The sequence below is a fragment of the Marinobacter sp. genome (assembly GCF_041984545.1).
Taxonomy (GTDB): domain Bacteria; phylum Pseudomonadota; class Gammaproteobacteria; order Pseudomonadales; family Oleiphilaceae; genus Marinobacter.
The window spans coordinates 31772-46834 of the sequence record NZ_JBHIXV010000019.1; the positions used below are offsets into that span (position 1 = coordinate 31772).

General features: G+C 60.4%; 11 protein-coding genes and 1 pseudogene. 7 read left to right on the plus strand and 5 right to left on the minus strand.

Annotated elements, in window-relative coordinates; genetic code table 11:
- Positions 1-2 precede the first annotated feature (2 nt).
- The 5 genes and pseudogenes from ACFC20_RS10660 to cobA form a co-directional block, all read left to right on the plus strand.
- Positions 3-2627, plus strand: a complete 2625-nt coding sequence (locus ACFC20_RS10660; protein ID WP_375192996.1) for a DNA translocase FtsK 4TM domain-containing protein — start codon at positions 3-5, stop codon at positions 2625-2627.
- A 60-nt stretch (positions 2628-2687) separates the two neighbouring features.
- Complete coding sequence (lolA, locus tag ACFC20_RS10665; protein WP_375193031.1) at positions 2688-3305, plus strand: outer membrane lipoprotein chaperone LolA; 618 nt, start codon at positions 2688-2690, stop codon at positions 3303-3305.
- The gene (locus tag ACFC20_RS10670; RefSeq protein ID WP_375192997.1) at positions 3305-4642 is read left to right on the plus strand and encodes a replication-associated recombination protein A; all 1338 of its coding nucleotides are present in this window, start codon (positions 3305-3307) and stop codon (positions 4640-4642) included. Before lolA ends, ACFC20_RS10670 begins: the two co-directional genes overlap by 1 nt.
- Positions 4643-4731: 89 nt before the next feature.
- Positions 4732-6006 (plus strand): serine--tRNA ligase, encoded by a 1275-nt coding sequence (serS, locus tag ACFC20_RS10675; protein WP_375192998.1) that lies wholly within the window; start codon positions 4732-4734, stop codon positions 6004-6006.
- A gap of 95 nt (positions 6007-6101) precedes the next feature.
- Positions 6102-6857 (plus strand): annotated as a pseudogene (gene cobA / locus ACFC20_RS10680) (uroporphyrinogen-III C-methyltransferase); the annotation flags it as partial.
- A 30-nt stretch (positions 6858-6887) separates the two neighbouring features.
- Here the strand turns inward: cobA and ACFC20_RS10685 are convergent.
- Complete coding sequence (locus tag ACFC20_RS10685) at positions 6888-7964, minus strand: 3-deoxy-7-phosphoheptulonate synthase (RefSeq protein WP_091985480.1); 1077 nt, start codon at positions 7962-7964, stop codon at positions 6888-6890.
- A 245-nt stretch (positions 7965-8209) separates the two neighbouring features.
- Between ACFC20_RS10685 and ACFC20_RS10690 the strand changes: the two genes are divergently transcribed.
- Entirely contained in the window at positions 8210-10003 is a 1794-nt protein-coding gene (locus ACFC20_RS10690) for a DUF1631 family protein (protein ID WP_375183293.1), read from the plus strand.
- A 24-nt stretch (positions 10004-10027) separates the two neighbouring features.
- Positions 10028-10432: a PilZ domain-containing protein gene (locus ACFC20_RS10695; RefSeq protein ID WP_375192999.1), complete on the plus strand. Its 405-nt coding sequence runs from the start codon at positions 10028-10030 to the stop codon at positions 10430-10432.
- Between the two features lie 58 nt (positions 10433-10490).
- On the opposite strand, the gene ACFC20_RS10700 is transcribed toward ACFC20_RS10695, so the two are convergent.
- From ACFC20_RS10700 to ACFC20_RS10715, 4 genes are all read right to left on the minus strand, one after another.
- On the minus strand, positions 10491-11276 hold the full coding sequence (locus tag ACFC20_RS10700) for an enoyl-ACP reductase (RefSeq protein ID WP_091985475.1): 786 nt from the start codon (positions 11274-11276) through the stop codon (positions 10491-10493).
- Positions 11277-11342: 66 nt separating this feature from the next.
- On the minus strand, positions 11343-12947 hold the full coding sequence (locus ACFC20_RS10705; protein WP_375193000.1) for an ABC transporter ATP-binding protein: 1605 nt from the start codon (positions 12945-12947) through the stop codon (positions 11343-11345).
- A gap of 1 nt (position 12948) precedes the next feature.
- Positions 12949-13977: an ABC transporter permease gene (locus ACFC20_RS10710; RefSeq protein ID WP_375193001.1), complete on the minus strand. Its 1029-nt coding sequence runs from the start codon at positions 13975-13977 to the stop codon at positions 12949-12951.
- A complete protein-coding gene (locus tag ACFC20_RS10715; protein WP_375193002.1) occupies positions 13974-15059 on the minus strand; it encodes a microcin C ABC transporter permease YejB in 1086 nt (361 codons plus the stop codon). Before ACFC20_RS10715 ends, ACFC20_RS10710 begins: the two co-directional genes overlap by 4 nt.
- Positions 15060-15063: the final 4 nt, after the last annotated feature.

Below are 15063 nucleotides of genomic sequence, written 5' to 3' on the forward strand. Positions count from 1 at the left end.
TCATGGCCGAATCTGCAAAAGCGAAGAAAGCACCACAGGAACTGACAGAGAAGCAGCTGCGCTTTCGCCGCCTTGCCGCACAGGGTGCCCGCGAGGGTGCAGTGATTGCCCTGATCGCCCTGGCGATCTACCTGGCCATGGCGTTGGTGACCTTCAGCCCCTCTGATCCCGGCTGGGCCAGCATCGGCCATGACACCCGCGTGGATAACTATGCGGGCAGAACCGGGGCCTGGCTGGCCAGCCTGTTTATGGATTTCTTCGGACAGGTTGCCTATCTGTTCCCGCTGATGATCGCCGGTTACGCGTTGATGCTGATCCGCCGTCGCAATGATTCCCTGGACCTCCACTGGCCGCTTTTCCTGATGCGGTTCGGCGGTTTCATTCTGATTCTCCTGTCTGCAACCAGTCTGCTGTCGCTGTATTCCGTGTTCGGGCTCGGTGTGTCCTCCGGCGGCGTGCTGGGTACCGCCGTGGCTGATGCCATGGTGCGGTTCTTCAACCTGCCTGCCACCACCTTGCTGCTGATAGCGATCTTCCTGTTTGCCCTGACGGTGACGACTGGTCTGTCCTGGTTCTGGCTGATGGATCAGGTCGGCGGGCTAACCCTGAAGAGCGGTCAGGCCATTCGTAACCTCTTCGCTGGCAAAGGCAAGGCCGATAAAACACCGGCGCGCCCTCAGCCGGCGCCTGCCCGGACTTCTCCGCCAGCCAAGGAGCCACCGGTGGTCAGCGACCGGGTTGCGGAACCCGAGCGGAAAAAGACCCGTACCGGTTCTGAAAAGCCGCGTGGGGACAAGCTCCGCTGGTGGCAGCGTATTCCCGGTTTCCGGCCCAAACAGGCCGCCAAGGCAGGCTCTACTCCCGATGATTCCCTTGACAGGAAAGAACCGGCGCTGGGCGGATTCTCCGCCGGCGACGATCCGGAGCCGGCAAGGCTGGAAAGCTTCAGCTCCCGCGACGATACGGTGGCCGATGTCGAGCCCCGGCTCAGCGCCGCGAAAGGCTCGCCGCAGCCGGCTTCCCGGTCGGTGAAGATCTCGCCGTTCAAAAAAGACGAGCAGCCGGCCAAGGCGAAGGATAAGGACAACCGGCAGCCGTCGTTGTTGGAGGACATCGAAAGCCCGATCCCCCCGATTTCGCTTCTTGATCCGCCCGAGGAGCACAAGGAAAAAGGGTATTCCGAGGAATCCCTGGAACACATGTCGCGGTTGCTGGAAGAGAAACTGGCGGACTTCGGAGTATCGGTCGAGGTGGTGGAAGTAAACCCCGGGCCGGTGATCACCCGCTTTGAAATCAAACCCGCCCCCGGGGTCAAGGTGAGCAAGATCTCCAACCTTGCCAAGGACCTTGCCCGTTCACTGGCGGTGCTGAGTGTTCGCGTTGTGGAGGTAATCCCCGGCAAGTCCGTGGTTGGTATCGAAATTCCCAATGAGGAACGGGAGATCGTTCGTCTCAGTGAAGTACTGGGTGCCAGGGTTTTCGAGGAATCGAGTTCACCGCTCACCCTCGCACTGGGTAACGACATTGGCGGAAACCCGATGGTGGCCAATCTGGCCAAGATGCCACACCTCTTGGTAGCCGGCACCACCGGCTCCGGTAAATCAGTGGGCGTCAACGCCATGCTTCTGAGCATGCTGCTGAAGGCGGGCCCGGACGATGTCCGGTTCATCATGGTCGACCCGAAGATGCTGGAGCTCAGCATCTACGATGGCATTCCCCATTTGCTGGCGCCGGTTGTCACCGATATGAAAGAAGCCGCCAACGCGCTGCGCTGGTGCGTTGCGGAAATGGAGCGCCGGTACCGACTGATGGCCAGTCTCGGCGTCCGGAACATTGCCGGTTATAACCGCAAGATCAAGGATGCCATGGCTGCCGGTGAGCCTATTCTGGACCCGCTCTGGAAGCCGGATGAGTATCTGGCGAACGATGAACAGGAGCGGCCCGAGCTGGAAACGCTGCCGTTCATTGTGGTGGTGATCGATGAATTCGCCGACATGATGATGATCGTTGGCAAGAAGGTTGAGGAACTGATTGCCCGGATTGCCCAGAAGGCGAGGGCAGCGGGTATTCACCTGATACTGGCCACCCAGCGGCCATCGGTGGATGTGATCACCGGCCTGATCAAGGCCAACATACCCACCCGGATGTCGTTCCAGGTGTCCTCGAAAATAGACTCGCGTACGGTGCTGGACCAGGGCGGGGCAGAGCAGCTGCTTGGGCATGGTGACATGCTGTATCTGCCGCCGGGCTCGGGTTTGCCAGTGCGTGTCCATGGCGCCTTTGTGGATGACGATGAAGTGCATCGGGTGGTCAGCGCCTGGAAGGCCCGCGGCGAGCCGGTGTACGTCGACGATGTGCTCAGCGGTGCCGAGGGCGAGAGTCTGCCCGGTGTGCCCAGCCTCGCCGAAGGCGGCGGCGACAGCGAAGGCGATGCGCTCTACGACGAGGCAGTTGCATTTGTGACCGAGGGCAGACGGGTGTCGATTTCCTCGGTGCAGCGAAAATTCAAGATTGGTTATAACCGGGCGGCCAACCTGGTGGACGCCATGGAGGCCTCCGGTGTGGTCAGCGCTGCCGGTCATAACGGTGCCCGCGAAGTTCTGGCGCCTCCACCCCCGAGAGACTAGGAGCAAACACCTATGGGACAGTCCCTCCTGAAATCCCTGTTTACCCTGCTCGCACTGGCGATGATGGCCACTTCGGCTGCCGCCGCAGAAACCGCTAAAGCGGATGGCGTGAAACTCGGCGCTGATGAGCTGGCGCGGGCGCTTGAGAGCTACCAGTCGTATCAGGCGGACTTCATCCAGATTGTGGTGAATGAAAACGGAAACCGGGTTCAGGAAACCCGTGGCTCACTCAAGGCCAAACGGCCCGGGATGTTCTACTGGGAGACCAGCGCGCCCCTGTCGCAGTTTATCGTCAGTGATGGCGACACGGTTGAAGTCTACGACCCTGACCTGGAGCAGGTGACCATCCACGACCTTGACGACCGGGTTCAGTCCACACCCGCACTTCTGCTCAGCGGTGAGGTGGATGACCTCGAAAAAACCTACCGGGTTTCCGGTCGCAGCATGGGTGAGCACACCCGGGAATATACCCTGGAGCCACGCAGCCCGGATTCTCTGTTCACGTCGCTGCGGTTGACCTTCTTCGACGGTGAGCTCCAGGAGATGCGGATGCAGGATTCCCTGGGTCAGCTCAGTATCCTCAGTTTCGACGACATTCGCTTGAACGAACCCGTTGAGGCCAGCGCTTTCACCCTCGAGTACCCGGAGGGTGTGGATATCATTCGGGACGGGGCCTGATGCAGGATAGCCTGTTCGCGGAGGCCTCGGGCTTCCGTCCATTGGCCTCCCGGATGCGCCCGGTAACGCTGGACGATTACGTGGGCCAGGCCCATCTGGTGGGCCCAGGCAAGCCGCTGCGGAGGGCGGTGGAACAGGGTCAGCTGCATTCGATGATTCTGTGGGGACCACCGGGCGTTGGTAAAACCACCTTTGCCCAGCTCCTCGCCAATGTCAGCGACCTGAGCTTCGAGACCGTCTCGGCCGTGCTCAGTGGCGTGAAAGAAATCCGCGCCGTTGTCGAACGTGCCCGTAACCGGAAGCAGTCTCAGGGCCGCGACACGCTGCTCTTCGTGGATGAAGTGCATCGTTTCAATAAAAGCCAGCAGGATGCCTTCCTGCCGCACATTGAGGATGGCACCTTTATTTTTGTCGGTGCCACCACCGAGAACCCCTCCTTCGAACTGAACAGCGCCCTGTTGTCCCGCACCCGTGTCTACGTCCTGAAGAATCTCGAAGAAGACGATATCCTCAAATTGCTGAGTCGTGCCCTGACTTCGGAAGAGGGATTCGGGGGACGGCTGTCGGTGGATGAGGGCGTTCTTGCAGTGATGGCCTCGGCTTCCGGCGGTGACGCCCGAAGAGCTCTCAATATTCTGGAAGTGGCCGCGGACCTCGCAGAGCCGGACGCTTCAGGTGTCGAGCGGGTGACCGCCGAGCACCTCGAGCAGGTGATGCAAACCAGCCTGCGGCGGTTCGATAAAGGCGGTGACGTTTTCTACGATCAGATCTCCGCACTGCACAAGTCTGTCCGTGGGTCCGATCCAGACGGTTCGCTTTACTGGTTGTGCCGGATGCTGGATGGCGGTTGCGACCCGCTGTACGTGGCCCGTCGTCTGGTGCGGATTGCCAGCGAGGATATTGGCAATGCCGATCCCCGCGCGCTCCAGCTCAGCATGGATGCCTGGGAGGCACAGGAACGGCTGGGCTCGCCCGAGGGCGAGCTGGCTCTGGCCCAGGCAGTCACCTACCTCGCCCTGGCGCCCAAGAGCAATGCGGTGTACAAGGCCTTCAACCAGTGCATGGCCGACATTCGCCAGGACCCGGACTACGAGGTGCCGGTGCACCTGCGCAACGCGCCCACCAAGCTCATGAAAAGCATGGGTCACGGTGATACCTACCGCTACGCCCATGACGAGCCGGACGCCTTTGCCGCTGGCGAATCCTACCTTCCAGAGGCCATCCACCAGCGCCGTTACTACCAGCCTGTGGACCGGGGCCTGGAAATCAAGCTGGCGGAGAAGCGCCAGCGCCTCGATGCCCGGAACGCAGAGAGCGCCAACAAGCGCTACCGCTGAGTCCCTCTGGCCCCGCTAGCCACCAGCAACTGTGCAGGTATAATGGCCAGTCATTCATCCCATCGATAACCGAAAGATTCAGGATAAACATGCTCGATCCCAAACGTGTCCGTACCCAGACAGAAGAGATCGCCCGCAAGCTGGCCATCAAGAACTACGATTTTGATGTGGCGGCTTTTGAACAGCTTGAGGAGCGTCGTCGTGCCATCCAGGTACGCACGGAAACCCTGCAGAGCGAGCAGAACAAACGGTCCAAATCCATCGGCAAGGCCAAGGCGGCCGGCGAGGACATCCAGCCTCTGCTGGACGAGGTGGAGAGCCTGAAAAAGCAGAGGTCCGAGGCCGAGGATGAGCTCCGTGCCCTTCAGGAAGAATTGAACGCCTTCCTGGCCGGCATACCCAATCTCCCGGACGAAGACGTGCCACCGGGCGCCGACGAAGACGATAACGTCGAGATTCGCACCTGGGGCACCCCGAAGGCGTTTGATTTCGAGCCCCGGGATCACGTGGCCCTGGGCGAGGGGCTCAAAGGACTGGATTTCGAAACCGCCAGCCGTCTGGCGCGCTCCCGCTTCGCGGTGATGCGTGGGCCGGTTGCCCGCCTGCATCGCGCGCTGGCCCAGTTCATGCTGGATCTGCATACCCGCGACCACGGCTATCAGGAAACCTACGTTCCCTATCTGGTGAACGCCGACACCCTTTACGGGACCGGTCAGTTGCCCAAGTTCGAGGAAGACCTGTTCCGGATGGAGGGGGAGAATCCGCTTTACCTGATCCCGACCGCCGAGGTGCCGGCTACCAACCTGGTGTCGGACACCATCCTCGACGCCAGCGAGCTGCCGCTGCAGATGGTCTGCCATACACCGTGTTTCCGCAGTGAGGCCGGTTCGTATGGGCGCGACACCCGGGGCATGATCCGGCAGCACCAGTTTGACAAGGTGGAGCTGGTGCACGTTGTCCGACCGGAGGATTCCGAGGCCGCTCTCGAGGCCTTGACCGGCCACGCCGAAAAAGTTCTTCAGCTGCTGGAACTTCCGTACCGCGTTGTGGCCCTGTGCGGCGGCGATATGGGCTTCTCTGCGGCAAAAACCTACGACCTGGAAGTGTGGTTGCCTGGGCAGCAGAAGTTCCGTGAAATCTCGTCCTGCTCCAATACCCGCGATTTCCAGGCACGGCGCATGCATGCACGCTGGCGTAACCCGGACACCGGAAAGCCGGAGCCTGTGCACACCCTGAACGGGTCGGGGCTTGCGGTAGGACGCGCCCTGATCGCGGTAATGGAGAACTACCAGCAGGCGGACGGCAGCATTCTGGTTCCGGAGGTCCTCAAGCCATACATGGGAGGCATTGACCGAATCCAATGACTGATCCGAAGGAAGTCGCACCAGGGAAGGGCGTTGGTGCAACGCCTGCACCAATCCGGTACAGGAAGAATCCGGTAACCTCGAATCCCAACACCTCGGCCGGCGAGGTGGCTCTGGTTGGCGCTGGGCCGGGCGACCCGGAACTGCTCACGCTCAAGGCCTGGCGGCTGATCACCTCCGCTGAGGTGGTTCTGTACGATCGACTGGTGTCACCGGAGATTCTGGCGCTGATTCCCGAATCGGCCGAGCGGATTCATGTGGGCAAGCAGCGTGCGAACCACACCCTGCCACAGGATCAGATCAACCAGAGGCTGGTAGACCTGGCCCGCCAGGGCCGCAAGGTCGTGCGACTCAAGGGTGGCGATCCCTTTATTTTCGGGCGTGGCGGCGAAGAAATCGAGACCCTGGCCGACGCCGGTGTTCGTTTCCAGGTGGTGCCGGGGATCACGGCGGCGTCTGGATGTGCCGCTTACGCAGGCATTCCGCTGACGCACCGTGATTACGCCCAGTCGGTCCGCTTTGTCACCGGTCACCTCAAGAACGACACCTGCGATCTTCCCTGGAAGGACTTTGTCCAGAATAATCAGACCCTGGTGTTCTACATGGGGCTTGTTGGATTGCCCATCATCTGCCGCCAGCTTGTGGCGCACGGCATGTCACCGGAGATGCCGGTGGCTCTGGTTTCAAAAGGCACCACGCCGGAGCAGCGTGTGGTGACCGGTAATCTGGATAACATCGTCGAGCGCGTGCAGGCCGAGGAAGTTCAGCCTCCCACTCTGGTGATTATCGGGCAGGTTGTTGCTTTGAGAGAGCGGCTTGACTGGATCGGTGGGGTAACCGCGGGGAGCTGAAGCTCCCCGACTGTTTTGTGAGGGGAGGCCTCAGCCAACCTTGCGCTTGGGCAACACGTCCTTGAGTTTCTCCCGCATGTCCCGAATGGCCTTTTCAGTGGTCGGCCAGTCGATGCAGGCGTCGGTGATGGACACCCCGTATTTCAGGTCTGCCAGGTTGTCCGGAATCGACTGGTTGCCCCAGTTGATATTGCTCTCAACCATCAGACTCTGAATGGACGAATTACCTTCCAGAATCTGGTGGGTGACGTCCTGCATCACCAGCGGCTGGATGGCCGGGTCCTTGCTCGAGTTGGCGTGGCTGCAGTCGATCATGATGGACTTGCGCAGGCCGGACTTCTCCAGCGCCTGCTCGCAGAGCGCAACGCTGACGGAATCGTAGTTGGGTTTGCCACCACCGCCGCGCAGTACCACGTGGCCGTAGTTATTGCCCTTGGTCCTGATGATGGCCACCTGGCCCTGCTGGTCGATGCCGAGGAAACTGTGCGGGTGTGATACCGATTTCATGGCATTCACCGCCACATCGAGGCTGCCGTCGGTGCCGTTCTTGAAGCCAATCGCCATGGACAAACCACTGCTCATTTCGCGATGAGTCTGGGACTCGGTGGTGCGTGCGCCGATGGCGGACCAGGCGATGGTGTCCTGCAGGTACTGGGGCGAAATCGGATCCAGTGCCTCTGTTGCCGCCGGCAGGCCCAGTTCGTTGATGTCCAGCAGCAACCGACGGCCAATGTGCAGGCCCTGTTCGATATCGAAGGTGTCGTTCAGGTGCGGGTCGTTGATCAGGCCTTTCCAGCCAACGGTTGTCCGCGGCTTTTCGAAATAGACACGCATGACGATCAGCAGGGTATCGCTGACTTCATCAGCGAGTTTCTTCAGGCGAGTGGCGTAATCGCGCGCGGCCTCAACATCGTGGATGGAGCAGGGGCCCACCACTACAAACAGGCGATGGTCCTTGCCGTCCATGATGTCGTAAATGGCCTGGCGGCCTTTGGCGACGGTGTCCGCGGCCTTCTCGGAGAGCGGCATCTCCTTTTTCAGCGCCTCAGGAGTAATCAGTGTTTCCTGGCTCGCCACGTTCAGATTCTCAAGTTTGTTGCCCGACATGTTGTTCTGCTTCCCGATTCTGATCGTAGTCACTGTTTCTGGTTGTGCGTTGGCTGTACGTTGGTTGAGCATCAGCGCATGCCCATCACAGTGTCAATTTGGCTCGATGAGCGCCGGTACACGGTTGCGGTAAACCCCGGCGAGTTGGTTATACTGCGTTATTTACTGGGCCTTTTCAACGCTTCTTGAGTATGAGGAACGGATGTCGCGAAACAGATCAGGAACAAAACCAGAGACTGAAAAAAGTGCCCAACATTAAGGCGGTTTCCGGTCGGATTGATGACGTTCTCGCCGGTATCCGGGTTCCGGATCTGCCGTATCCTGCGGGCAAGCTCGAGCCCGACGCGGTCAGCGACTGGCGGCCCCTGCTGATTTCCTGCTGGTCGGAGCAGCGCGACGAGCGTGTGACCCATGTGATTCGCTCGGTCCACCTGGAGTGGTCGGCCCGTCAGGTCAACGCAGCCTACGTGGCCGATCGGATCATGGATGTATTTCTTAAAACCAGTGGTCTGCACCCGACACTCGCCCGACGCATCGCGCGGTTGCGTTTGTACCTGGCCTGGCGCATGAACCTGGAGGGCAAGAAGGCCTTCAGTGCACCGCTCGTGGCGTGGCTCGACAGTCTGCAGGAATGGCGCGGCTGGAGCGACTCCGGGGGCCGTTCCGCAAGGGTTCTGCTGGATCAGCTCGACGCGCTGATTATCGCTGTGTCTGCCAGCTTCGAGGAAGGCAGCACCCAGCCGGTCGAGGTTTTTTGCCGGCAATGGGAAGCCGACGCGGTAAAACGTAATTCCCAGGCAGAAAAACTCCGCCAGCGTCTCCTGGAAACCGAACAGGGCGCTGCAAAGCAACGCCGGGCAGAGCAGACTGCAAGGGCGCTGGTGGGACGGGCGTTGCAGGGTAGAGAACTACCGGTACCGATTGTCCGGTTCATCCTGGATTTCTGGCAGAGCCTGATCAAACAGGCCGTGTGGGAAGGCGGCCTCCAGGGCGAGGCGTTCCGGCATGGCAGCAAGCTTCTTGAGTGGCTAGTGTGGATAGGGGATCCGTCGCTGTCGGACCAGGACCGAAACCGGCTGTACCACGTGGGTGAACAAATCGGCGACCGCATTCTCGATGTCTGGAAGAAGGTCTATAAGACCGACCTGCCGGGCGACGCTTTGTCAGGGATTGAGTCAGTCATGGTGTCACGCCTGCGTGGCGAGACTCCGGCGCTCGTAAACGCTCTGGAGGAGGCGGGACAGTTCCAATGGGATGGCCGCTGGCTGGGCTTCGAACTGCCCGCCCCGGAGACCTACCAGGCGGTTGAGGGGCAATGGTTCGTGGAGGGTGAGGGCGCGCGCGAGCAACGCCGTTTTTGCTTTGCCTTTCTCGCAGATTCCGCCGAAATCCTCTGGACCAACGGCGCTGGGGTCAAGCTGGGCGTCCAGCCCTGGTCGGAATTCCAGGCGGCACTCGATCGCAATCAGCTCCGTCCACTCCCAAAAATGACCCCTTTCGGACAGGTACTCTCAGAGACCGTGGAATTGCTTGCGAACGTTTGCGAAAAGCAGCGCAAGCAACGGGAACAGGCGGCTGAGGCAGCCAGGGTCAGGGCCGAGGAGCTGCGACGCCAGCAAGAGGCCGAAGAGGCTCGACGGAAGGCGCAGGAGGCGGAACGCGAGGCCGAGCTGGAGCGTCAGCGGCAGGAGGCGGAAGCTCGCAGAATCGCGGATGAAGAGGCGGAACAGGCGCGAATCCTCAAAGAGCGAACCTTGCTCGCCGAGAAGCAGGTGGCCGGCATCAAGCTGGGCGGCTGGATTGTGGTAGAGTCCGGGGAGCCGGATTCGGATGCCGCCCGACTCAAGCTGGCGGTTCGAATCAACGCCTCAAGAAAACTGGTCTTTGTGGACCGGCTTGGTTTGAATCGGCGAGAATTCCTGGAGGACGACCTGGTAGCGGGCATTGTCGCCGGTAAAATCCGGGTGCTGGGAACCTCCGCGGAGTTTGATGACACCCTGAGCCGGGTCGTCGGCCGCATTCGTGTGGGCCGTAACTGAGCCGGTCAGCGCAGGAAGAGCAACATGGCAGAGAACGACTACAGTTTTGGTACCGGCAATGAACCCCAGGTCGACCAGGACAACCGGACCAGTTATCGCCTGACCGCCCGGGCCCGAGCCATTCTGGAGCTGGAATCCGGGGAGCCCGACCAGACCTCTTCCGACAACAGGGATCTGGTCTGCGGTATTCGGGACATCTCCGCCGGCGGGCTGTGCCTTACCACGCCTGAACCGCTGTCTCTGGATGCCCTGTTACCGGCGAGGGTGTTCCTCGGTAACCACCGCGAACCGTTTCTGTTGATGGTTGAGGTGGTATGGTGCCGTCCCCACGAACAGGCGTTCCTGGTAGGCGTCAGAATCATCGAGTCCGATGACACGGCCTATGTGGAGTGGGTGGAGGCCGTTGCCCTCGCGATGGAGCAGGGCTGAACATAAAAAGCCGGCATGATGCCGGCTTTTTGCTTTCTTCCGTAGGTAACAGTGACTGTTATTCTTCCAGCTCGGCCATGCCGGTAATGTTGAACCCGGCGTCCACGTACATGATCTCACCGGTGATACCACTGGCCATATCCGAGCCGAGGAATGCGGCGGCGTTGCCGACTTCGTCTATGGTTACGTTGCGACGCAGCGGGGCCCGCTTGGCGTTCTCTGCGAGCATCTTGCGGAAGCTCTTGATGCCCGAGGCGGCCAGGGTCTTGATCGGGCCTGCGGAGATGCCATTCACGCGAATGCCGTCGCGGCCAAGGCTTGAGGCCATGTAGCGAACGTTGGCTTCGAGGGAGGCCTTCGCCAGTCCCATTACGTTGTAGTTCTGCAGCACACGTTCAGCGCCCAGGTAGCTCAGGGTGAGCAGGGAGCTGCCCTCGTGCAGCATGCCGCGGGCGGCTTTGGCCAGGGCAACAAAGCTGTAGGAACTGATGTCATGGGCAATGCGGAAGCCTTCCCGGGTAGTGACGTCCACGTAGTTGCCATCGAGCTCGTGGGCGGGGGCATAGCCAACGGCGTGAACAATGATGTCGACGTGGTCCCAGTGCTTAGCCAGCTCCTTGAACACGTTCTCGATTTCGTCGTCCTTGGCCACGTCGCAGGGAAAGGTCAGCTTGCTTCCCCAGCCTTCTGCAAATTTTTCCACACGGGGCTGAAGCTTTTCGTTCTGATAGGTAAACGCCAGCTCCGCACCTTCACGGGCGAAGGCATCCGCGATGCCGTAGGCAATGGACAGTTTGCTGGCTACGCCAACGATCAGTGCTTTCTTGCCACTGAGGATTCCCATGGGTCGTTCTCCCTGTGTTCCTGATTTTGGTGCATTATCCCCGAACTCAGGGGCCCGGGGTAACGCTCAAATAGTCGTAGTGGTGTCCTGGTAGAAAAACGCCGCACTGAGCAGCTCGCGCGTGTAGTCCCGGCGAGGCGCCTGAAAAATGTCGGCAGCGTTACCGTATTCCACGATCTGGCCGTGCTGAAGCACGAGTAACTTGTGGCTGAGCGCTCGAACCACCGCCAGATCGTGGCTGATAAAGATGTAGCTTAGACCATAACGGGCCTGGATATCCCTCAGCAGCTCAATCACCTGCTTCTGGACTGTGCGATCCAGCGCCGAGGTGGGCTCGTCGAGAATGATCAGGTCGGGCTGAAGAACGAGGGCCCGGGCGATGGCGATCCTTTGCCTCTGGCCTCCGGAGAACTCGTGGGGGTATCGATGCCGGGCCTCCGGATCGAGCCCGACATCGCGCAGGGCGCGGATCACTTTCTGGTCGTGGTCCTCGGCGCCGGCAGCGTCATGGATTTCCAGCCCCTCCCGGATAATCTCGGCCACCGACATCCTGGGGCTCAGGCTGCCAAACGGGTCCTGGAAGACAATCTGGACTCTTCGGCGCCAGGGCCGGAAGGCCTTCTGATCGAGCCGCGCCAGCTCTTCGCCGTCCAGTTGGATGCTGCCGGTGCTGGCGGTCAGCTTGAGCAGGGCATGGCCAATGGTGGTTTTGCCACTACCGCTTTCCCCGACGATGCCCAGGGTCTCGCCGCGCTTCAGGTCGAAGCTCGCGGCCTGGACCGCGTGAAACGATTCCTTCACCCGGCCGAACAGATTCCTGCGACTGGGAAAGCGAACATCGAGGTCTGTGACGGAGAGCAGGGGCGCGGCCTGGCCTTCCAGGGCTATGGGTGCCTCCGGCGGTTCGGCATCCAGCAGTTTTCGGGTGTAGGCATGGCGGGGCGCCTGGAACAGGGTTCGGGTGTCGGCCTGTTCGACCAGTTGCCCCTGCTCCATGACCGCGACGCGATCGGCATAGCGGCGGACGATGGTCAGATCGTGGGTAATCAGCAGAATGGCCATGCCCAGCTTTTTCTGAAGGTCACGGAGCAGCTCGAGCACCTGCTTCTGCACAGTAACGTCCAGGGCCGTTGTGGGTTCATCGGCAATGAGCAGGTCCGGTTCGTTCGCCAGGGCCATGGCGATCATCACTCGCTGCTTCTGCCCACCAGACAGCTGGTGTGGGTAGGCACCAAGCTTGGCCTCGGCGTTCTGGATACCCACGAGGTTCAGAAGCTCCAGGCAACGAATGCGCGCCTGATTGCCGCGCATTCCCTTGTGCAGCTCCAGGGTTTCCCCGATCTGTCGCTCGACGGTGTGCAGGGGGTTCAGAGAGGTCATGGGTTCCTGGAAGATCATCCCGATCTCCCGACCCCGAATCTGCCGCAAACGTTTAGGGGTGGCGGAGAGCAGGTTTTCACCGCGATACTGAATTGTGCCCCGGGGGTAATTTACGTGGCGTTCATCGAGCAGCCGGAGAATCGAGAGGGCCGAGATGGACTTTCCGGACCCGCTCTCACCAACAAGCGCCAGGGTTTCACCCTCGCTGATCGACAATGACAGCGAGTTCACCACCGGCGCTGCCTGATCAAAGGCAATGGTCAGATCGGAGATTTCAAGCAGTTGGGTCATGTCAGCTCTTTCTCGGATCAAAGGCATCACGGACGGCCTCGCCGACAAACACCAGCAGGGTCAGCATCAGCGACAGCGACACGAAGGCGGAAATACCCAGCCAGGGGGCGTGCAGGTTGGCCTTGCCCTGTGCGATCAGCTCTCCCAGCGATGGCGAACCGGACGGCAGACCAAAGCCCAGGAAATCCAGCGATGTGAGGCCGGTGATGGCCCCGGTCAGTATAAAAGGCAGGAAGGTCAGGGTGGCGACCATGGCATTGGGCAGAATGTGCCGGAACATGATCTTCCGGTTGCCGAGACCCAGGGCCCTGGCTGCTTTCACGTATTCGAAGTTCCGCGCTCGAAGGAATTCGGCGCGCACCACGTCCACCAGGCCCATCCAGCTGAACAGCAGCATGATCCCGAGTAACCACCAGAAGTTCGGTTGCACAATACTCGAGAGGATGATCAGCAGGTAGAGCACCGGCAAACCTGACCAGATCTCGATAAACCGCTGCCCGAACAGGTCGACCTTGCCGCCGTAAAAGCCCTGGATGGCGCCAACCACCACGCCCACAATGCAACTTGCGATGGTGAGCGTCAGCCCGAACAGTACCGAGATACGAAACCCGTAGATGACCCGAGCGGCCACATCACGCCCCTGATCATCGGTGCCTAGCCAGTTTTCCGCGCTGGGGGGCGCCGGCGACGGCACCTCCAGATCGTAGTTGATGGTGTCGTAGCTGAACCGGATGGGTGGCCATATCATCCAGCCGTTGGCCTTGATCTCATCGGCGATGAACGGATCCCGGTAGTTCGCTTCGGTTGGCAGAAACCCTCCGAAGGTTTCCTCAGGCACGGACTCGACAACCGGAAAATAGAGCTCGCCCTGATAGGACACGATCAGCGGCGAGTCGTTGGCAATCAATTCGGCCACCAGGGAGAGACCGAACAGCGCCAGGAATATCCACAGCGACCAGAAGCCCCGGCGGTTATTCCGGAAGCTTTGCAGGCGCCGCTTCTGGATAGGCGTCAGGGAACGAAACGTCACGCACCCTCCCGGCTTTCAAAGTCGATACGTGGGTCCACCAGCACGTAGGTGATGTCGCTGACCAGCTTCAGGATCAGGCCCATCAACGTAAAGATGTAGAGGGTGCCAAAGATTACCGGGTAATCCCGGTTAAGAGCGGCCTCAAAACCCAGCAGCCCCAGGCCATCCAGGGAGAAGATCACCTCAATGAGCAGGGAGCCGGTGAAAAACAGGGCCACCAGTACTCCCGGGAGGCTGGCGATGACAATCAGCATGGCGTTACGGAATACATGGCCGTAAAGCACTTGCTTGTCGGTAAGGCCTTTCGCCCTTGCGGTCACGACATATTGCTTGCCGATCTCGTCGAGAAAGGAATTCTTGGTGAGCAGGGTGAGCGTGGCAAAACCGCCAATCACATTCGCGGTAACCGGCAGCGCCAGATGCCAGAAGTAATCGCCGATTTTCTGGTACCAGGTCAGCTCGTCGAAATTCGAAGAAGTCAGGCCCCGCAGCGGAAACCAGTCGAGATAACTGCCGCCGGCAAAGAGCACGATCAGCAGGATGGCAAACAGGAATCCGGGTATTGCATAACCCACCACAATGGCAGAGCTGGTCCAGACATCGAAGCGGGTGCCGTCCAGAACCGCCTTGCGGATGCCCAAGGGTATGCTGATCAGGTAAATGATGAGCGTCGACCAGAGCCCCAGAGAGATGGACACGGGCATCTTGTCGAGAATCAGTTCGATAACGCTTTTTTCACGGAAAAAAGAGTCGCCGAAATCGAATGTGGCGTAGTCTCCGAGCATCTTGATAAAACGCTCGTGGGGCGGCTTGTCAAAGCCGTACATCACCTCGATTTCCTTAAGCAGCTCATCCGGAATACCGCGGGAACCCCTGGAATCTCCGGATGTGTCCGCCACTTCGCCGCCCGTTCCACCACCGGAGGCGCGCGCCAGGGCGCTGCCGCCGTGGCCCTGCATCTCGGCAATCAGTTGTTCAACCGGCCCTCCGGGCGCTGCCTGAACTATCACAAAGTTCAGCAGCATGATTCCGATCAGGGTAGGGACGATCAGCGCCAGTCGCCGGAGTATGTAGATGCCCATGTAA